Below are 20,334 nucleotides of genomic sequence, written 5' to 3'. Positions count from 1 at the left end.
GTTTAGGAGAGCAACTATATGTCTACTTTTTCAGTTCATCAGTTGTTCCCTCTATGCCCATTAGCTGATCCTACCATGCCCGTTATACGGGCATCCATAGCCCACCAAGTGGGCATCCACAGAACAAGGGCTGGGCAACAAGTGCCCATAAGGCGGGCAATGAGTGCCCAAACTTCGGGGCTCGTTTCGGGCAACGGAATTAATAATTGATAATGTACAATTGATAATTTACAATTTACAGTTAACACTTAACCATTAACCAGAAATACAATGAAGGTAACTATCGTACATACAAACAACAAGAACCAGCTTCTCGTAAGCACCAAGACGATGGAGAAGCTGATGGAACGATTCGCAAAAGATGACAGCAAACTGACTATCACCTACTTCCGCGAAAGCATTCCGTATCTTAGCAACAACTATGAAGGCTACAAGGATTTGCCGAAATGGATGCACATCTATCCCGCTGCCGAATTCGCCAAAGACGAAAACAACAACCTGAAGATGAAGGCTTTCAACGGCATCCTGCTGCTGAAATTTGGCAACATTACCGATGCGGATGGTGTGGAGGGTATTAAGCGCTCGGTAGCCATTCTGCCTTCTACCCTTGCTGCCATCACAGGTACCGACGGAAAGACTGTTATCGTTCTGATAAAATTCCAGGGCGAAAATGATTCCCTGCCTACATCTGAAGCGGATGCCGAGCATCTCTATCGCATCGCTTACCAGCAGATATTCCCTGTATATCAGGCTATTGTCAAGGCTTCGATTCTTGTAGATGGTCCGAAACCTTCTATCGAGGCTGGCTCTACCCTATCCCAAGAGCCTTCGATTCACAACAGTTTTATGATGACGCTCGATGCGGAGCCTTATTTCAACGGCAAGGCGGTGGCGATGAAGATTGATAGCCATGCACGATCTCAAAGCCCAGCTCCCAACACGGATAATCATCAGCAGACAATTTCTGATTTCAGGGCTCCGGAAGAAGGAAAGAAAGTTGATAAGAACAGCATTCGCGAGAACATCGTGAACATGATGCAGCTGCTGAAAAGCAGATATGATTTCAGATACAACACGGTGATGAAATTCGTGGAATACATGCCGAAGGAGAAAGGTTGGTATGGCTACCAACCTGTGGATCCGAGAGTGCAGAAGCGTATGATGCTGGAGGTGCAGCTGGCTGATATCCGGGTGAGCATCAAGGATGTACGTAATTTCCTGGAGTCAGATTATATCAAGAATTATAATCCGATAGATGAATATCTCTTCCAGTGCTACGACAAATGGGATGGAAAGGATCATATCCGTGCCTTGGCCCGCACGGTGCCTACCGCCAATCCTCACTGGGCAGACTGGTTTTACACCTGGTTCCTGGGCATGGTTGACCAGTGGCGCGGCTATTCACATCGCCAATACGGCAACTCGGTGGCTCCGCTTCTCATTTCCAAACAGGGTTACAACAAGAGTACTTTCTGTCGCCGACTGCTACCGCCGGAACTACAGTGGGGATATAGTGACAATCTGATTCTCTCCGAAAAGCGTCAGGTTTATCAGGCGATGGCGCAGTTTATGGTCATCAATCTCGATGAGTTCAACCAGATTTCGCCACAGGTTCAGCAGGGATTCCTGAAGAATCTCATCCAGTTGCCTACGCTGAAATACAAGCCTCCGTATGGCAGTCATGTCATGGAATTTCCTCGTCTCGCCTCATTCATCGCCACGAGCAACATGAAGGATATTCTCTCCGATCCATCCGGCAATCGAAGATTCATCGGTGTGGAACTGACGGGGCCTATCGACGTGAGCGTTCGCCCGAACTACCAGCAGCTTTTTGCCCAGGCACTTTCTGCCTTGAACAATGGCGAAAAGAGTTATTTCGATGCGCAGCAGGTGAAGCTGATTATGAAGAGCAACAGCCAGTTTGAGATAATCCAGCCAATAGATCAGTATTTCCTGCTCTATTTTGAATTGGTTGAGGATGAGAAAGAGGGTGAGTATCTTACTGCCGCCGAGATTTTCGACTATCTGAAGAAGCAGATTGGTTCATCGCTCAAGGTAAACAGCCTGATGGGATTCGGCAGAAAACTGGCGAATATGAGTGAGTTGAAACACAAGAGATTTGCAGATGGAATGAAGTATCTTGTAAAGAAAAAAATGAAATAATGATACTTCTATGAGACTTTAATGAGACTTCCCGGCACCAAAACCGAGAAGTCTCATTCTTTTTATCTTATTATCTATCAAGTCTTTAAGCCAATATTTCCAACAGAAAATGAGACTATGAGACTTTTTCTTCAAAAAAACTTTTTCACGTAAGCGAAAACATTTATACTTTAGATAGCATAAAGGAAGGTGCGGATGAACCAGTAGCAAACGATACCTGCGATGTAACCTACGAAAGCAATCCAGGAGATGTGCTTCATATACCAGCCGAAGGTAATCTTCTCCAAGCCCATTACTACCACACCAGCGGCACTACCGATAATCAGCATTGAACCACCAACACCGGCACAGTAGGCCAGCAACTGCCAGAAGACACCATCCACAGCCATATCACCAGCGGCTGCCACAGGATACATTCCCATACATCCGGCTACCAGAGGCACATTGTCAACGATACTTGAAAGCACACCGATGATACCAGTAACCAGGTAGTGGTTGCCATCGAATACGACGTTCAAACCCTGACCCAAAGCAGTCAACACGCCAATCTCAGCCAGGCAGGATACTGCCATCAGGATACCGAGGAAGAAGAGGATGGTACTCATATCCACACGAGAAAGCAACTTGGTTACTCGCTTCTGAGTGCCCTCAGCATCAGCTCCACGATGCAAACCGCGATAGAAAACTTCGGTAGCAGTCCAGAGAACGCCCAATACCAGGAGGATTCCTACGAATGGAGGCAAGTGGGTGATACTCTTGAAGATAGGAACGAAGATCAAACCGCCTACTCCCAACCAGAACACAGCCTTGCGCTGACCTTCGGTGAAATCGCTGACCGATGCATTCTGCTGGTCAGAAACCTCAGGCATCACGAGTTCGCCCTTCAACATGGTCTGAAGGATGAGGGCAGGTATCACCATTGAAACCACAGACGGGATGAAGATTTCGGCGATAACGCCGGCAGCAGTAATCAATCCCTTGTTCCAGAGCATGATGGTGGTAACGTCGCCGATTGGTGAGAAGGCACCACCCGAATTGGCTGCGATGATGACGAGGGATGCATAAACCATGCGATCCTTGTGGTCGGTGACGAGCTTTCGGAGAATCATGATCATCACGATACTGGTGGTCAGATTGTCGAGGATTGCAGAGAGGAAGAAGGTAAGGATAGCGATACGCCAGAGGAGCGCACGCTTCGACTTGGTCTTCATCACCTTGCGAACCCAGTTGAATCCGCCGTTCTGGTCAACGATTTCCACGATGGTCATTGCACCCATCAGGAAGAAGAGTGTTGTAGCGGTATCGCCCAGATGTTCCTGGATGATTCCGGTCACTTTCTCCACCATTCCAGCAGCACCGCCTGTATAATCAGGGTGCATCAACTGGAGATACTGCATTGGATCCATCATGTAGAGGGTCCAACAACCTACCAACATCAACAGGGCTATCGCAGCCTTGTTTACCTTAGTCAAGCTTTCGGTGGCAATGAGTGCATAGCCGAGCACGAAAACGACAATAATAGAAATTGTAAGTGTAGTCATTACTTCTTATTTATTATTAGATATTCTTTTTTCCTTTATGTATGATTTGGTACTCACAATTGCCAAACGGTTGCAAAGATACAAAAAGAAAAGCAATAACCACCCTTTTCTATATTATATTTATATGAAATCGTTTACTTACTTACGGTTTTAACCTGATAATAACCGATTTCGACCAGTATGGTTGAGGCATTTCATATTTTTATTGCTCCGAAGATATAGAAGCAAACAAAGTTACTTTTTGCGAAGCTGCTACTCTGTATGTCCAGTAGAGGCTGCTCTCTTCGGGGAAAGCATCTATGTATTCATTGAGAGAAGCCAAATGCTTGGATAGAGTCTTCTCATCATACTTGCCTACTGTAAACGACAGAAGATATTTGCCATTGTCTTTTAGATTGACTGACTTTAGATGGCTGATAGCCTCAGCTATGTCGTCTTGATATTCATACGAATAGACAGATACCACATTCTTTCCTCTGATGATATCGGAGAAACTTCTGAAATCAAAGCCTACCATACCATGAATCTCCACATTCTCATGGTACACTTGCAAGAAGTGCTTCAATTCCATGTACGGATTACAGCCTGGATTTTGCTGAAAAGACAAGATAGAGTCGATATCAGATTCATCCTTGATACAGAGTTCCGGAATCATCTTTACGACTACATTCTTTCTGGCACGTTCGTGGTTCTCCAATACCTGATGAACATGTTCTGCTCCTTCGGCAGTAGATACCAGTATCATATTGATAAGTGTGCAAGAATGGTTCTCGATGGAATATATTCCATCTGAGCGAAGCTGATTGATAGCTTGCTGACTGACATCGTCAGCAGCTATCAGCAGCAATGAATCAAATGCGATTTCTTTCATGAGATTGATGCTTGGTATTTATAAACTACAGATAGCATATAATGTTATACTTTTTCAGTATTTCAAAACGTTCTCTAAAAAACTTAAGCATTGCGCCATTGCGCATGTCTACCAATGTCTGAAGGTCATCCCAATCAAACCAGTTCTTATTCCACTCTCTTTTTTCATCAGACAAAAAAGAATATCCCCAAGGAAAATCTTTCCCTATATCTTTGCCATCAGGAAGTTGATGGCAATTTTTCCCGGGACCAAACAAAGGTTGATCATTAGAATCACTTGACCCTATCTTAAAGACCTTTGGCAACTTATCTAAATTTGAATAGTCTCCATTAATAATAGACAACCCATACAACATACCACCATACTCTGGTTTTAAGTTAGAATCTACTCTTGAGTAATATCCAACCTTAAATCCAACTTGTGGTTTTACAGGCTTTTGATGTTTTCTCTTTCCTACGAAAATCATCCAACCGCCATTATCATTATCCCATGTAATGATGTTGCCATACCCATTATCATTATTAAGAAGTTCAAGTCCATATTCACCAGCCAAACTCACCAGCTGTTTACAGAACTCTTTTCTAATAGCCTCTTTAATTTTTTGACAATTACGTATAATTTCAAATGCCACATCTAAATTTTTAGGCTCAAGAACAAGTTAAAAAAAATCCTTTTGATAATTTTCTTCCATAATATGTCTTGTATTTTTCATAAAAGTTATATATTGCTTAATCACTTCATAAATACGAGGGCATCCTTTTGATATAACCAAACACTCATCAAGCCAAGATAAGATATTTGGCTTATTTTCAGAGATATCATAACTCATCGAATAATAGGTTATTTTATTGGAACCCGTAGAATACTCCGAAGCATCTTGACCTGAAGGAGTGAGATATATCAAGATAAAATCCTTATATTTCTTTTCATTCTTTCCATAATTATAATATCGTTCAAGTTGCTTTTCTTGATCCTGAGCAGCATTGCCATATCTATCAAACTTGTTTTCAATGATAATAGCATGCTTTTTGTCATCATGCAAGAGAATATCTATTTTTCCTCCTGTAGAAGTACCATCCGCAGTTATCTCTTTATTGCCCAAATAAACATCCTGATATTCAATATGACTAGAATTAATATCATATTGAAAATCAGACTTAAACTTTTTCACAACCTTCTCCAGAAAAGCCTCCAAGAAGCCTTTCCCCACTCCATGATTGGCATCCTTATCAAGCAGCATACGAAGAAAAGGGGTATGCAGATGTTCCTCAGGGCGTGTAAAATGCAAATTTTCAAAAACATTGAAATATTCGCCTTTTGCCTCACGCTCTTTCTTCTCAGCCTTACTGTTCTGTAAGATAGGCTGAGCCTTTTGCAGCAATTGCTGTATAGCATTCAATTCCATATTACTAAAATTTTAATCTCATTTTCCTTATACTTATTCCACATTCTTATAATGTCTATATCTGAAAACGGAAAAGTCAGGAAGATATTATATGATTTTCCTGATTCATATTTTTTTATTTCCAGTGCAAAAGTACAGGAGATATGTGAAAATTGACTGCACAGGTTCGTTTTATTTTCACAAAATGATGAAATAATTGAAATTTGCATGAACCTCAAATCCGCAACTAAGCCCTTCAACGTCCTTCTTGCGTGTACACGTTCTCTCATTACTGAATTATCAGATAAACTGAGGCAGAAACACCCACTTCAGCTCACAACATCCCCTTACCCCACAATGCGACTTGAGGCAATACGCTGTATCATACCCATAAGTTGTAGGCGTTATCCAAAATCTGTCTGAAAAATATCTGCATAAGCATTGTTACAGGTATAGATATTCAGCACATACCGCCTTGATGTCCTGATCCACTTGGCTGGTACAGAGATGACCCTCAAGACAAACGCTTTTATGCGACTTGTAGCCTTGAGTCCGAACTTCTTTACGTCAAATCTTTGGATAATGGCCTTGTAGAAGTTACGGATAAGTGCTGTAAGAAGAAGGAACACAGTATTCTCTGCCATGAAGGATTTGGGCAATCTGTCCCACCCGAGTGCAAAGGTAAAAGAGCGATATCTAATGAAAATAGGACGTGAGCCTTTACTTTCTCATGATGAAGAGCATGAACTCGCTAGGAAAATCCGTAAAGGTGGAAGTGAGGGAGAGCGTGCCAAAGAGAAATTGATTAGAGCCAACTTACGTTTCGTAGTGTCCGTTGCGAAGCGATATCAGCATCGAGGTCTTGCTCTCACAGACCTCATTGATGAGGGGAATATTGGTTTGATAAAAGCTGTTGAGAGGTTTGACGAAACTCGCGGCTTTAAGTTTATCCAATATGCGATATGGTGGATTCGCCAGAGCATTCTTCAGGCTATAGCCGAGCAAAAACATATTACTCGCATCAGTTTGGATAAAATCGGTTCATTAAAATAAGCATTTAATGAAAGAGACAAGAAGTTGCCTTGCTCGTGATGGGTGGTACGATTTTTTATTCTTATTATTTGTTAATGGGCAGTTATTTTTCACAGCTTTTTATTAAATTTGTAGATGGTAAGGCATTACTATATTATGTCTATGCTATAAGTGTAAACAATTTTCAATACAGCAAACAGCCTATGAGTGCTAATAAAATAACTTTAGGACAGTATATCGATGGTAAGACGATCCAAATACCATGTTATCAGCGTGGATATATTTGGGGAAAGGAGCATGTTGGCTCTAAAAATTCTGTGAGTTATATGCTTGATACTTTATGTGAGGGTTATAAAAACTCTACGGACATCTTTATCCAAGGCATTACCGTTGCTATAGAAGGTGACAAATATTCTGTTATAGATGGTCAACAGAGAAGTACATTTTTTTATCTATTACTCAAAACTTTGGGTGTAGAGCATCCTTTTACCATCGAGTATAATAGCAGTAGAGGTAGTACAGTCGGTGGTGGTAAAGTAAATCCTGGAGAATGGTTAAAGAATTGCAATGAAGATGAAGAAATAACTACTCAGGACGGTTATTTTTTCAAGAAGACTATCTGTTTGATAAAGAAGCATGAACTTTATACTAAGAATAAGAATGAAATAATCAAGTATATACGTCAACATGTTTACTTCTTGCTCATTAATATATCTCTGGAACTTGCCGTCTCAACATTTACCATGATGAATGGCAATAAGGCCATTATGCAAGATTATGAACTAATTAAGGCAGACTTGCTTCGCATGGCTTCTTTAGGGACTGGTGGATATACTAATAATCAGGCTAGTGAGTGGGACAATATCTCATTGCGTAGTAGATATGCCCATGAATGGGATAGATGGCTTCATTGGTGGAACCAGGAAGAGGTAAAACTTATGTTTAATTGCCAAAATCCGATGGGCTGGCTTTTGAAGACCGAATTTGAAGACAATAAAAGCGGATTGTTTGAAGCCTATAAATTAAAATTAAAAGAGAATAATAAGGCAAAGAATCCTGCATTTTCAGCAAAGTACCTTTTTTCTCAGTTAAGAGATTGCCAGCACAAGTTTGAAGATGTTTTTTCACTTCCAAAGGAGGCGAACTGCTTTGGAGTGATAATGAGGTTGCTATCTAATGACCAAGACAAAATAGGCTTTATCAAAGCATACTTTGGTTATACAGGTGAGAATGACAAATGTAATGTGCAAGATTTAAAGCTTGTTGTAGATTTACTTTTGATTGGTTTCACCTACAAGAATATAGTTCATCATGATTTTGAAAAGAAAGATAAAATAGAAGAATTTCGTCAGACATTGGCTCAGAATCCAATTTATGGTGTGAATAATGAGCTTGCATATAATTATCTCTTGGTTAGAAATGTTGAGAGAGACACTGAATTGAATAGAAAGTTTGACTTTACTATTGTGGCAGGTAATCGCTCCTTGGAGCATGTCTATCCAAAGTCAATGGTTTTACATTTACAAAATAATGACATCTATAGAGGAGATAGTGAACCATTAAAGTATGAAAAGGATTTCAAAGATGAAGATTTTAATAAGCAAAATGGTTCTTTGAAACTTGGCGAAATAATTATGAAAAAAGGCTATATTTCAAGAGATGACATCCAAAATCATTGGAAAGATTTAGTCAAAGATAATTCATCGGAGCTATCTTTGGATTTGGCATCTGTTATATTGTCAGAACACAGCATTGGCAATTTGTTGCTATTATACGGAAATAACAATTCTGAATTTGGTAATATGTTGCCTGAGAAAAAACGACAAAGCTATTTTGATTTGAGTAAAGGTTTTTTCAGCAGCCGTCATCTTTTGCATACAGTGTTTAGTTTCGCTCAATACCAAAAGTTTGACGAATCAGCCATTTGCCAAAATCAGTTGGATGTAATCAATGATGTTGAGCAGCGCATCAAATATGTGGAATTAATAATTAAGTAAAACGTATGATATATGAAAATATAAAGTCAGATGATAATCGTTTGAAATCAAGTCAGTTGTATGATTTAAAGGGATTATTTGTAAGTTCAGATAATTCCAAGATTGTCATACCTGATTTACAGAGAGATTATTGCTGGGGAACTACAGGTAATCTGGTAGTGGACTTTGTAGACAACCTCATAAAACACTTTGAGGAGAATAGATCAAAGGATTTAATCATAGGACTTATCTATGGTTATTATGAGAAGGAGCGTCCTTATTTGCAGCTTTGTGATGGTCAGCAGCGTTTGACAACATTGTATTTGTTACTTGGCTTACTGAATATTATGTCAGAAGAAGAGAATCCCTTCCAGGATTTCTTGATTTCAGATTTTGAGTATAATTTGGATGATAAAGAGCCAACGTTATTATATGCGATAAGAGATTCTTCACTATATTTCTTATCTGATTTAGTATGCAAGTTCTTTATCAAGTCTGATAAGAATAAATATGCTTGGCAAGATAACATCCCTAGCGATTTTATCAAGAAGCAGAGTTGGTGGTTCCATGAATATGAGTCAGATCCTACTATCCAGAGTATGTTGGTTGCTTTGGATAAGATGGCAGAATTGCTGAAAGATAAGAAATTTGATGTTATTGCCCTTGGTAAGTATATCACAGAACACCTATTCTTTGTCTATTATAATATGGGCAACAGGAAAGATGGTGAAGAAACATTTGTCATTATTAATACTACAGGTGAGCCATTGACTTCTACAGAGAACTTAAAACCTCTTGTAGTAACTCATGATGATAAGAGCAAGTGGAAGAGAAATAGTGAGATTTGGGAAACAATCGATAATTATTTTTGGAATCATAGACGTAAAGATGAGGAGACTTCCGATTTAGGCATGAAGGAGTTTCTGCGCATGGTTGCTGCTATTTTTAATCCTGAGAGAGCAATCGCAGATTATCTATCACGTGAGAAAAATGACTTCAAATTCCCTTATGAAAACATTTCTATAGAACAGATTGACACTGTGTTTCAAAATTTCAAGAAATTGGATACAAATCCTACATTGATGGAAATATGTCAAAAAATGTCTCTTACAGCTAGTGGCGAATTTAGTAAGCAGAAAGATTTGAAAGAGTACTTTGTCATTTTGCCACTGATTAAGTATCTTATGGAACATCCTTCTGCAGAGGATATTGATATAAAGCGAGTGTATGAATTCCTTTACAACATCACTCGTTATACTGTTATCAGAAGTCAAGAAAATCAGATTGCTGATGCAATCCATGTATTAAGTAAGTTGGAAGGCAATGACATTTGTGGACTGCTTGATATGGATGCAAAAGAGCACAAGATTTTGACAGATGAAGAATTGCTTAGATTGAGAATCTATAAAGAAAATGAAAGTAAACGTGAAAGTATAGAGCAATTGTTTGACGACATGTCAAAAAGATCGGTATGTCCTGTTTTGCACGGAAGAATTTCTACCATTATAAAATGGGCAGGATTTGACGAGAATGGTTGTTTTAATAAGGATAAGTTTGCTCTTATAAAGCAGAAGTTCGAGCAACTATTTTTTAAGTACAACCAGACTGTATCAGACTTAACTGCCATATCATTTGCTTGTTCTGTGGATATGGATAAATATCCTGTTCATACAGGAAGTGATAACTATTCTTTTTTGTATAATTTAGATGATTGGTATGACCGTTTCTTTAAAGGTGATACTAGTGTGCATACTGATAAAATTGATACTGATAAGTCTGCTAGTGAAGAGGATAGACTTTCCGTCAAATTGGGTAAGTATATTGATACTTTAAAGCTTGACGATATGGTATCAAGCCAAATTAGCATTATTGATAGTTGGTTGTTGGATGCTTCTCATTCGAAGAATATTTTCTTTCAGTTTGTCGAATATTTTAAACAAGTTGGCTTTTGGAAAAGTAACGGCTATAACATAAAGTTTAATGAGGGTGGTTCTTGGGGCAGAATGTTGAGAATAAAAGATACTCAATTCACACAGATAATCTATAGCTCGAATAATAACTATCGCGACATTTATCTCTATGGGAATACTTTTGTCAATAGTGGGGAGAAAAATTCTAAATGGAAACGAATAGAATGTTGGAAAGGTGATTATGTATGCCTTTTTTCTGATTTGATAAATTATGATGTAGCCATAGAATTATATTTTGATGATGATTCTTTAGGTTATCTATCAGTATTCCAAAGAGATAACGGTAAGAAAAAATTACCGTTCTTTAATAAGGTTGTTCAAGAATTCGAGTTGAAGGAAGATGATAAGGAAAAAGCTGGTATATATTATTCCAGCCATGAATCTCCAAAGGATATTATGGATAAAATGAATAGTATCAGGGAGTTTATTGCCAGTAGTCTTTCTTAAAAACTGGTTAATGTTGGATATATAAGTGTCTCTCTTACCATCGCATAGGAGAGGTGTTTTGAAATAACTCATTTTTCAGTCAGTAAAATTAACGAAATTCAGATAATATGTGGATAGCTATTGCTTATCGATATATTATCTGAATTTAGTTCTACCTCAAATCCGCAACTAAGCCCTTCAACGTCCTTCTTGCGTGTACACGTTCTCTCATTACTGAATTATCAGATAAATTGAGGCTAAAACACCCACTTCAGCTCACTACATCCCCTTACCCCACTATGCGACTTGTAGCCTTGAGTCCGAACTTCTTTACGTCAAGTCTTTGGATAATGGCCTTGTAGAAGTTACGGATAAGTGCTGTAAGAAGAAGAAACACAGTATTCTCTGCCATGAAGGACTTGGGCAATCTGTCCCACCCGAAACCATTGTTCATATCATCGAAGATACGTTCCTTTCCTCCACGATTTCCTCGGAACATGATCCGCAATCAGCTCTGAAACGATTGATAGTAAGTCCGTTCTGTTCACTCTTCAGCGTATCCTTCTGATGAAAACGAACATTTGTGTTACCATCGCTATTCTCAATGCCAACAATCAAGTCGCCAATAACCGCCACGCCAGGGCGATAACCAAAGAACTTCTTGTATGCAGGCTTTGCATCATACTTCTCAGTCTCTATGAACTGATGGTCGAAATCAACATCATACATCTCACCCTCTTTAAGTTGACCAGATGCAAACATAAATTGAGCAGTGACATCCTCAATGCATGAGCCACCACAGAAGTAGATACTCAAGAGAGAACAGATGATTTCGCAGTACTGATAACCGAACAATCTACACCTTAGACCGATGGGTGAGTCGATTGCAGATGACAATGTAGAGTCAAATTGCTCCATGATTGAAAATTTTCCTCCCAAAAGAGTGAGTTTCTCAGATTTTATTTGTATTTTTGCCATGCCTATCGCTGGATTTTCTTGTTTTCTTTTGCAACACTAAGATAAGTGAATTCTTCGACATGGCAAAATTCGGGGCAACTTTTTGTTGCTCAGGATATTATAAAAGTTTAAATTTATAGTGTTGCGGAATTAAGGATGAAATAAATCTATCTTGTGCAACATATTTTCCTACTTTTCCGTTATTTTTGTACCAAAATAAAAGAAACAGAATATGGCTATCAATCAATTGAACAAATATGTCTGGCTGGTGGAAACCATCCATCGGGCAAGAAAAAGGGGCGGCATCACCTTAAAGGAAATCCAAAGCAGATGGAAGGATTCTGATCTCAGCGAAGGAACGGAACTCTCTCGCCGTACCTTCATCAACAACCTCCATTCCATCGAGGAACTGTTTGAAATCAGCATCAGCTGTGGCAGCGGATACCGCTATTACATTGAGTATGGCGACTGCTTTGAGGAAGGAAGTGCCAGAAGTTGGATGCTCAATGCCTTCTCCCTCAATGCCATGGTTGGCAACAGTCGCAAGCTCAAGAATCGTGTACTCCTGGAAGATATGCCTTCTGGCAGAAACTATCTGGAAGACATCATCAAGGCGATGCGTGACAACCGCGTCATCTCCATATCCTACTATAGCTTCAATACAGAGGAGTATCATGAATTTGATATTCATCCTTATTTCATAAAGGCTTTCAAGAAGCGTTGGTATGTGGTGGCTTACAGTCCTGGCACAGATGACATCCGATGCTATGCGCTCGACCGTATGGAGAATGTCACCATCTCTGAAGAAACATTCAAATTGCCAGAGGATCTGGATCCTGCTGAATATTTCAAGGATTGCTTCGGCATCATCAACAACGAGAATTCTGAGGTGCAAAAGGTGGTACTCAAAGTGGATGCATTCCAAAGCAACTATATCCGCAACCTTCCTCTCCATACCTCACAAAAGGAAACGGAGCGCACAGATGAGTATTCTATCTTTGAATACCATCTGAAGCCTGAATTCGATTTTGAACAGGAGATATTCTCCAACATGGATACCATGGAAGTATTGGAACCTCAATGGCTAAGGGAGGATATTGCCGAAAAATTGAGAAATCTCACAAAGAAATACCAGATTTAATCAATTAAGGAATATCAGATTTAATCTATCAAGAAATATCAGATACAATCATCTGAAACTAGGAGAAAAAGGCGGCAAATACATTTTTCGTATTTACCGTCTTTTCTTTATGGGTGATGCATCAGAACCCAACCTTTCTCTTGGGGGGTCTTCCTTCCAGCCTTTCACTATCGCAATACCCGACAAGAGATTTGAGCATATTCGCCGGTTTGCCATGCAAAATGGATTGGATGGTATAATGGCGGGCAATGTTCTCTATCTCACCACCACAGAAATCATATCTAGCGGCAAGGAAAGAAGCATCAGCATCATTCAAAGATGGTATCATCGTTTGCCAAATCTGTAAACGACCATGCAAATCAGGCTTTTCGAACTTCACTTTATAGAGGAAACGACGCTCGAAAGCCTTGTCCATATTCTCGGCAAGATTGGTTGTGGCAATAAGAATGCCATCAAGCTGCTCTATCTCCTGAAGAATGATGTCCTGGATATTGTTCTCCAGTTTATCCACAGCCTTCTCTGCACCCACCATACGCTTACCGATGATGGCATCTGCCTCATTGAAGAGCAGAATAGGAGTCTTTGCCGATTGTTTCACCATCTTTCTGTAATCATCAAAGATACCCTTGATGTTCTTTTCGCTCTCCCCTACCCACATACTCTTGATATCCGAGATGTTAACCAGGATAAGGTCACGACCCGTTTTCCTGGCTATCTGAAGAACCGTCTCCGTCTTTCCGGTACCTGGTGCACCATAGAATAGGCAGGCAAAGCCACTTCTGAAATTGGTTTCCTTCAAGCGGTCTCGGATACCCTGGAAATTCTTTTCATCCAAAAGAGCTGCGAGTTCTTCTACCAGTTTACGTTCCTTGTCGTTGTAAAACAGCTGTTTAGGCTTGATACTCTCAAAGGATAACATGCTACCTTTAGGACGGGAGCCCTGCATAGCAGAAAGGTTCATCTCCGAAAAGAGCAGCTTCTTCGCACAGTCTGTAATCTTAAAGGATTCCCTGTCGGCAAAGCCGTCATCGTTGGTATATTCTATGAACTTTTTCTGCAAGAAACGATGATTGCCTTGGCTAAGGTCTCGCTTAGCCCATCGCCAGACCGACTCACCTTCCTCATAGATGAAATCCAAGTCATGGCAACGGATGTCATCATCGCCATCAATAACAAAGAGTGTACACAGCAAGATGAAAAGCGGAAAATCTTTATCCTCCACATTTATATCATACAATGCCATTGCCTTGACAAAAGCCAGGTTGCTATTCTTGACAACCAGCGCTCTGAGTTTCTTTCTCAAAACCTGCTTGTTCAGTTTTTCGCAGCGGCATTTCGAGAAAAGTTCATCAAACTTATCAAACAGTTCTCTGGCTGTGAATTCATCCACATCCGAAGGAATATATCGCTGATTATGCTGGAATGCCTCCATCACCTCCATCGGGATGCTATAGCTGAGTCCTTCAATCCGATTCTGACAAACATATTCCTTATCGATAAGTTCCTGAGTTTCGTTGGAATATCTGAGCAATGTCAGGATTCTGCAATCCAGGAATTCCGTCAAATCAGAAAACCGGATATGGGTATCATAACACCGGTCGGCAAAGAGGGCCATAATAACACTTGCTCGCTTAGAGATACACAATTTACCAGAAACAAAAACAAGATACGGTTCTGCTTCCTGATAAAACTCTTCTCCGAGAGAAGACCCTTTTGCCTTTTCTACGATTATCTCGAAGGCCTGGAGCAAATCTATCGGCTCCACATCTTTCTTATCTGATATTTGCTTAACCATCATCATACAACATTAATACATTCTTTTTTGGATGCAAAATTAAGATGTACCTATGAAAGTTGATTTCACAGATTGAGAAATTTTTCTTCTGCGTAGTTTTTTTGATGGATAAGCACAGGCAAATTATATGAAACAGTTTACTTATTTACAGTTTTAACCTAATAATAACTGATTTTCTTTGCGCATCTAACTGATTATTCTTACTTTTGCACATCATTAAGCATTCTTTTTAAAGCATCATCAATATGAAACAACATCATTATATGAAATATCTGTTTGTGCTTCTCCTCTTCCTTCCTACCAGCCTCATGGCACAGAACAAGGAAGAGAAGATGCCTGGACATATCACAAAAATACAGAAACTGGAGGATGTGAACGTAACAGGGAATCGTCCTCACTTCATCAGACTTAAGGGATATTATCGCAGTTATCAGACCAACGACTCTGTAATGAAATACTTCAACGACGGCATCGTGGAGTATTACATCAACCTGAAGAATGGAAAGACGGATCTCAATGCCTATTCCAAAAGAAATCTTCACAACAGCCAACTCGTTTCCGAAGACAAAAAGCGAGCATTCATGGTCAGCGACAAAGGAACCTTCCGACCTTGGCCGGAAGAGAAGACACTTATTGAGCAATATCGAAAGAAATATCAGCTGAAAGATTCACTGGGCTCTCAACTCGTCCTGCTCAATCAGCAGACAATAGGCAGTATTCAAACGGACAGCAGTCGGAATATCTGTCAGATAGGAATCAACCAGCTTCCTACCTACAAGAATCTGACGCACCAGCTTTTCGGTTATACCCAGAAAGATATCTACGACCATGTGGTGGAAACCTATCAGATAAGTCCTGAAGATTACTATTCCTTCAAGGACCTGCTCTTCCAGAAATCTGACAACAGCTATTTTTTCTCTCATAAAAAAGATAAGCAGCAGCAACTCATCCATGTGATTACCGAGCTATATATCACGGAAAAGGAGTATGTAGAAAAGAAGCAATCCATCAAACCTGATTCTTCTACTCCCAAAGAATCAGCTGCCGCCATTACCGATTTCTGCATCAGAAACAAGATACCTTCCTTGCCTGAAGCAACAGAGCAGGAGATGCAGCAGTTGACTCCCTATAATCCTGCAAACATGAAAGAAATAAAGGAGTAAAAACAAGCAAAATGCATAAAGTTCCAAACACATCGTTCCCCCATACGAACAGAAAAGTAAACGTGTGGGGGAGACTTACTGAAGATGCTTTGCAGATATACCATAAAGAGAAACGCCCAAGGTTACTGGCAAATTCTTTTTTCTATCTGTACACAGATTTCTTACGCAGCCCTTCTTGAAATAAGCAGGAAAATGAATTTCACCATTACCGCTACTTGCCATAACAGCTACACCTATATAATATTTATGATTGCGCACCAGCTTCAACGGCTCTTCTATCCAAACAGATAAATCCTTCTTATCTGAAATTTCAGATAATCGGACGTACAAAGGTCGATGCTGTACAGGCACAAACTTTGTTCCCTTTACTTCATAAATGATTAAACGAATTGTGCATGAAGCAAAAGTACATTTTTGTACTCGCAACTTGGCTGTTTTCACATAATAGTCTTTATTTACAACAAATAAGGGACCCGTTTCATATTTCGTGCTTCTAACGTTATGAAATGCAACATCACCTGGTGCCCGAGCTCCCTTTCCAAGAATGCCTTCCTGCTTTTTACCGGAAACAACAGTTACATCAGACAAATCACAGGTCTTTTCCTTCAACGTAAGTTGCAGCGAAGTCTTTTTGCTATATACATCATAAGGTATTTTACTGGTCTGATAACTGATATGACTAATCACAAGTTCCTGTTTCATGCCATCGGGCACCACCAGAGAGAAATTTCCTTCCTTGTCAGATACCGCATAAATACTATCTACATATACGCTAGCGAATTCAACGTTCTTACCAAATTCATCCACAACATGTCCTTTTATAGTCTTATTTGCAGCAATACATGCCAAAGACATGAACTCACAGACAATCAGAATAAATATAAATCTCCTCATATTCTTTGCTTTAAAATTTTATGTTTATATGTATAGCATCGTCCTCCCAATTCTGATATAATCTCAGAATTAGACTTTGCCTCTATACCATATTCTATAATCATGATGCAAATATAGTAATTTCTCTATTTATCTCAAAACATAAGGTTAAATGTTTAAACTTTTTTAGTTGTTGCAACCGTAATCAAACGATATAGGTTATGAATGCTAAAAGGGGAATTATTGTATTAGGATTGCTCTCGGCGGTAAGCATACCAACGTGAAGGCTATCACCAACATCGACGGAAACTTCCAGATTGATGGATTGGATAAAGAAAAGACATATACACGATATATTAACTATATAGGATATAAGACTCAAAAAATTGACGGGGTTCAGGCGAAGGACGCAGATCAGGTAATTGCGCTGCAACCTGATGACCACCAAAGTTACACCTTATGCTAAAAAAATCCTAAATACAGAAACAAGTTTCACTATAAATAACTATCTTTGCAACCAATATGGCATAAAACAACAAAACAATACTCATCTCACTATAATTAGAATATAAATATTTATGGTAAGTTTAAAAACAAAAATACTGATTACCCTGGCTGGAGGATTCATCTTTTGTGATAAAACTCAGGGACAGAATACCGATATCATTCCTCTTGTGGAGATACCGGCAGGAAGCTTCTATATGGGAAGTAATGGAGACGGTGAAAACTTTGACGAATCTCCCGTGCATAAGGTCCATATCACCCACCCTTTCAAGATGGGACGTACTGAGATTACTAATGCCCAATATGAGTTGTTTCGACCTGAACATCATAAGTTACGTGGCAAGAATAACGTATCAAGGAATGACGATGATGCAGTGGTTAATATAAGCTATCAGGATGCTGTTGACTTCTGCAAATGGCTTTCAAAAAAAGAAGGTAAAGCATACCGCCTACCAACAGAGGCTGAATGGGAATATGCCTGTAGAGCTGGTACATACACCTTATATTATACAGGAGATGGATTACCTGCCTCTATGTGTCGCAACCAGGTAGTGGCACGCGATTACAAGCCTGTATCCCTCCTTGTGGGCCAGACTGCTCCAAATGCATTCGGATTGTACGACATGCACGGAAATGTAGAAGAATGGTGCAGCGACTGGTATGGACCTTATGATGCTGCAGAACAGACAGACCCCGTAGGTCCTTCAGATGGATTGTACAGGGTAACCCGTGGAGGAAGTCATCATACTCCAGTAGAATATCTGCGCAGTGCCAACCGTATGGGCATGATACCAGAAGACCGTCAGAGCCTGACAGGTTTTAGAGTGGTTCAGTCCGACTATCCCCTACAGAAGGCTACCCAGGATATGAACACCCCCATATTTCTTGAACCGATTCCTTTTGTCGTGAAGCCAACATTGAACACAGTACCGTTTTATCGTCACAATCATCAACCATCTATTACCTGGTGCGACAATGGTGACCTACTTGCTGCATGGTTTTCTGCCAATGTAGAAAATGGACGTGGAATGGTGGTATTATCATCAAGACTGAAAAAGGGTGCGGAAAGATGGACACCAGCAGAGCTATTTTTCTCAGTACCCGACCGGAATGTGACAGGCACATCACTATTCAATGACGGTAAAGGACATCTGTTTCATTTCAATGGCGTAGAAGCAGCAGGCGATTGGCAGAATCTGGCATTGATTCTGCGTGAGAGTAATGATGGAGGAATGTCATGGAGCCGCCCGCACATCATAGAACCGGAACACACCAGGCGCCACCAGGTTATTTCGGGCACAATCAGCAATAGTCGCGGATGGATTTACCAGTTGTGCGATGCAGGTCCTGGCGGTAATGACGGAGCCTCGATACATATATCAAAAGATGGTGGAAAGACTTGGTACGACCCGTGGGATGGCAAGCCATTGCCTGATTTTACAGAAGGAGGAAAAGGCTCTACTATTGCCGGCATCCATGCCGGACTGGTCATACGTCGCGATGGTTCTCTTATGGCACTTGGACGCGGCAACAGCATTATAGGCAAAGATGGCAAGAAACACATGCCGATGTCGGTATCCTACGATAACGGCAAAACATGGAACTATTCAGCCTCAGAATTTCCACCCATAGATGGAGGTCAGAGACTGGTGCTGATGCGATTACGTGAAGGACCATTGCTGCTGATTTCATTTACCGACCACCCTCAGCGTACACCAGCAGCTGAACGTGGAATGCTATTTGAGGATAGCAGCGGTAAGACATACAAAGGATACGGAATGTATGCCGCCATATCTTATGACGATGGTAAGACATGGCCCGTGAAACGCCTGGTAAATGACGGCAAGGAACGCCATCTTGATGGTGGCGCATGGACAGGCTTCTTTGATATGGATGCTACACATGCAGAACCTCGTGGCTATCTGGCTGGAACACAATCACCAGACGGCATGATACACATATTAAGCAGTAGAATGCACTATCGATTCAACCTAAAATGGATTGAACAAAATACAGAGTTTGTGTATGACACAGTTCACTTGACATACCCATAGTAATTAGCCTCTTGTAAAAAGAGGCTAACTAGCCTGGTCATTCCTCTTCAATTATCCAATCCTCAATATTTCCCTGGGTAGAATCAAAGTTGACACCTACTTTCACTATAGGTTTCCCGCAAAGCGCAAAGCGCTGGGCATAGTTCTTGAGGTTGATTTGCAGCAAAGCCGTCTGGGCATCCCTGTTCAGCTTCAGCTCTATGATATAGAGACGGATGTCGGTCAACAGCACGATATCTACCCTTCCATTGGGAGTGTGCACTTCTACATCTACCACATAGCCAGTCAAAAGCGAGAAGATGATAAACAGCATCATTTTCTATACCAAACTTCTTTTCATTCAAGCCGATGATATAGAGCAAGTATCTTTCCAGTTGCTCCTTCTCCATGTGTTTGCCCATAGCCATACTGAAATGGAGTACAGGATAATGTTTCAAAAAGATGCATATCTATCTTCAAACGTTGATGTCCTGAAACAGGACAT

12 protein-coding genes and 4 pseudogenes are annotated in these 20,334 nt (G+C 40.3%); 7 read left to right on the top strand and 9 right to left on the bottom strand.

What is annotated here, in order from left to right; all coding sequences use genetic code 11:
* Positions 1 to 270: 270 nt before the first annotated feature.
* Complete coding sequence (locus DXD25_RS04630) at positions 271 to 2,163, top strand: VapE domain-containing protein (protein ID WP_117661992.1); 1,893 nt, start codon at positions 271 to 273, stop codon at positions 2,161 to 2,163.
* Between the two features lie 170 nt (positions 2,164 to 2,333).
* On the opposite strand, the gene nhaD is transcribed toward DXD25_RS04630, so the two are convergent.
* The 5 genes and pseudogenes from nhaD to DXD25_RS04605 all read right to left on the bottom strand — a co-directional run.
* Positions 2,334 to 3,704 (bottom strand): sodium:proton antiporter NhaD, encoded by a 1,371-nt coding sequence (nhaD, locus tag DXD25_RS04625; protein ID WP_117661991.1) that lies wholly within the window; start codon positions 3,702 to 3,704, stop codon positions 2,334 to 2,336.
* A gap of 202 nt (positions 3,705 to 3,906) precedes the next feature.
* Positions 3,907 to 4,575, bottom strand: coding sequence for a hypothetical protein (locus DXD25_RS04620; RefSeq protein ID WP_117661990.1), 669 nt, complete (start codon positions 4,573 to 4,575; stop codon positions 3,907 to 3,909).
* A gap of 25 nt (positions 4,576 to 4,600) precedes the next feature.
* Entirely contained in the window at positions 4,601 to 5,206 is a 606-nt protein-coding gene (locus DXD25_RS04615) for a hypothetical protein (protein ID WP_117661989.1), read from the bottom strand.
* A 27-nt stretch (positions 5,207 to 5,233) separates the two neighbouring features.
* Positions 5,234 to 5,980 (bottom strand): PD-(D/E)XK nuclease family protein, encoded by a 747-nt coding sequence (locus DXD25_RS04610; RefSeq protein WP_117661988.1) that lies wholly within the window; start codon positions 5,978 to 5,980, stop codon positions 5,234 to 5,236.
* Positions 5,981 to 6,363: 383 nt separating this feature from the next.
* A pseudogene (locus tag DXD25_RS04605) lies at positions 6,364 to 6,630 on the bottom strand (IS1380 family transposase); the annotation flags it as partial.
* On the opposite strand from DXD25_RS04605, the pseudogene DXD25_RS04600 reads away from it, so the two are divergent.
* The 3 genes and pseudogenes from DXD25_RS04600 to DXD25_RS04590 form a co-directional block, all read left to right on the top strand.
* A pseudogene (locus tag DXD25_RS04600) lies at positions 6,602 to 7,006 on the top strand (sigma-70 family RNA polymerase sigma factor); the annotation flags it as partial. The pseudogenes DXD25_RS04605 and DXD25_RS04600 sit on opposite strands and share 29 nt — an antisense overlap.
* A 44-nt stretch (positions 7,007 to 7,050) precedes the next feature.
* Positions 7,051 to 8,988, top strand: a complete 1,938-nt coding sequence (locus DXD25_RS04595; protein WP_117661986.1) for a DUF262 domain-containing protein — start codon at positions 7,051 to 7,053, stop codon at positions 8,986 to 8,988.
* Positions 8,989 to 8,993: 5 nt separating this feature from the next.
* Positions 8,994 to 11,384, top strand: coding sequence for a DUF262 domain-containing protein (locus DXD25_RS04590; RefSeq protein ID WP_117661985.1), 2,391 nt, complete (start codon positions 8,994 to 8,996; stop codon positions 11,382 to 11,384).
* A 277-nt stretch (positions 11,385 to 11,661) separates the two neighbouring features.
* Here the strand turns inward: DXD25_RS04590 and DXD25_RS04585 are convergent.
* Positions 11,662 to 12,341, bottom strand: a pseudogene (locus DXD25_RS04585) (hypothetical protein); the annotation flags it as partial.
* A gap of 211 nt (positions 12,342 to 12,552) precedes the next feature.
* Here DXD25_RS04585 and DXD25_RS04580 point away from each other — a divergent pair.
* Positions 12,553 to 13,461, top strand: a complete 909-nt coding sequence (locus DXD25_RS04580) for a YafY family protein (RefSeq protein ID WP_117661984.1) — start codon at positions 12,553 to 12,555, stop codon at positions 13,459 to 13,461.
* A gap of 121 nt (positions 13,462 to 13,582) precedes the next feature.
* Here DXD25_RS04580 and DXD25_RS04575 read toward each other — a convergent pair whose 3' ends face one another.
* Complete coding sequence (locus DXD25_RS04575) at positions 13,583 to 15,256, bottom strand: ATP-binding protein (RefSeq protein ID WP_233522187.1); 1,674 nt, start codon at positions 15,254 to 15,256, stop codon at positions 13,583 to 13,585.
* A gap of 245 nt (positions 15,257 to 15,501) precedes the next feature.
* Here DXD25_RS04575 and DXD25_RS04570 point away from each other — a divergent pair, with 245 nt between their 5' ends.
* Positions 15,502 to 16,419 carry a hypothetical protein gene (locus tag DXD25_RS04570; RefSeq protein ID WP_147327847.1) on the top strand — a complete coding sequence of 306 codons (918 nt, stop codon included), beginning with the start codon at positions 15,502 to 15,504 and terminating at the stop codon, positions 16,417 to 16,419.
* A gap of 75 nt (positions 16,420 to 16,494) precedes the next feature.
* Here the strand turns inward: DXD25_RS04570 and DXD25_RS04565 are convergent, their stop codons facing one another.
* A complete protein-coding gene (locus tag DXD25_RS04565) occupies positions 16,495 to 17,313 on the bottom strand; it encodes a carboxypeptidase-like regulatory domain-containing protein (protein ID WP_117661981.1) in 819 nt (272 codons plus the stop codon).
* A 557-nt stretch (positions 17,314 to 17,870) separates the two neighbouring features.
* Here DXD25_RS04565 and DXD25_RS04555 point away from each other — a divergent pair.
* Positions 17,871 to 19,850 carry an SUMF1/EgtB/PvdO family nonheme iron enzyme gene (locus tag DXD25_RS04555; protein WP_117661979.1) on the top strand — a complete coding sequence of 660 codons (1,980 nt, stop codon included), beginning with the start codon at positions 17,871 to 17,873 and terminating at the stop codon, positions 19,848 to 19,850.
* A 37-nt stretch (positions 19,851 to 19,887) separates the two neighbouring features.
* Here the strand turns inward: DXD25_RS04555 and DXD25_RS04550 are convergent.
* Positions 19,888 to 20,169: pseudogene (locus DXD25_RS04550) on the bottom strand (PD-(D/E)XK nuclease domain-containing protein); the annotation flags it as partial.
* Between the last annotated feature and the right edge of the window lie 165 nt (positions 20,170 to 20,334).

The organism is Prevotella sp. TF12-30, assembly GCF_003436715.1.
GTDB classification, from domain to species: domain Bacteria; phylum Bacteroidota; class Bacteroidia; order Bacteroidales; family Bacteroidaceae; genus Prevotella; species Prevotella copri_A.
Note: the sequence above shows the minus strand (reverse complement) of the source record. Positions and strands in the feature narration are given on the sequence as shown.